This window comes from Dawidia cretensis, assembly GCF_018598175.1.
Taxonomy (GTDB): Bacteria; Bacteroidota; Bacteroidia; order Cytophagales; family Cyclobacteriaceae; genus Ohtaekwangia; species Ohtaekwangia cretensis.
In genome coordinates this window covers 1-970 of the sequence record NZ_JAHESE010000086.1, presented here as the reverse complement: position 1 = coordinate 970, position 970 = coordinate 1, and the positions used below count along the sequence as shown (strand labels likewise).

The 970-nt window shown below is 57.4% G+C and carries 1 protein-coding gene; it reads right to left on the bottom strand.

The window, feature by feature from the left end; genetic code table 11:
• On the bottom strand, positions 1-970 hold a 970-nt coding region (locus KK062_RS29800), incomplete at both ends, for a hypothetical protein (RefSeq protein WP_254088041.1).

The window sequence follows — 970 nt, the reverse complement described above, 5'->3', positions numbered from 1 at the left end:
TCCTTCAAAGCCTTTGCGTTCCGGCTGGTCGATAAAGCGCGCGCGGGCATTGAGCCGGGCAATACCGACTAAGTCAAAGCCCACACCCAGCTCGTCGATCGATACCGATCCGTTGGGGCCGAAGTGTACACCCCCCACGGAGGCCTGGAAGAACGGAATGGCATGCAGGTTAAAATCACCCATCACGTCAATGCCGATGCTGCCTTTGGTATTAAAACCGATGCTGCGCACCGAGATGTCCGCCACACCCAGCAAGGGCACGTTGAAGTTTGTCGGCACAACGGCCTGGAAGTTGCCATCGGTTTGGATCTGGAAGAACTCGACGGTCAGTGTCTTGTCGAGAAACTTCGGCAGCCGGAATTCGCCTGAGCCACCAATATAATGAACGCTGGGGTTGCCGATGCGACCGAAGGACAGTGGCCGGCTCCCAGGCTTCATCTGCACGATGCCAAAGATGTCGAGCCCCGCGGCGGGCAGCGAGAAGTCGCCGCCATAGAGCGCTGTCTTGCTGATAGTAAGATTATTAAATCCGATTTTAGACGGAGTGGAGGCAGGCACGCGCACTGTCAGGTCACCGGTAAGCTTGAGACCATTTTCGTTGATCGACAAAGCTTGTATACCCGCAGCCCATCCGGCGAGGCTGAAGTTGAGGCCATCTCCTACGTCAGCCGTGACAGTGCGTACCGTGCCGTCCGTGCCGATCAGGAGCTCGCGGATTTTTATCTTGCTGTTGTTGAGCAACGGCACACCGGATAAACTCAGCTCGCCTTGCAGATGCAAACCGTCGGCTTTTGCCTGGCATCCTGGAGTACCCAACGTGCAGGCAAAGGCGTAGAGCTCTACGGACTGGCCGCTCGCGAACGAGATGTCCAAGGCATCCGGTACAGGGCTGGTATAGGGCGGCCAGCGATTGGTAGAGCGTATCGTGTTCGTTCGTGTCGCGGTAGCCCGACGCCAGGGTGCTATAGAC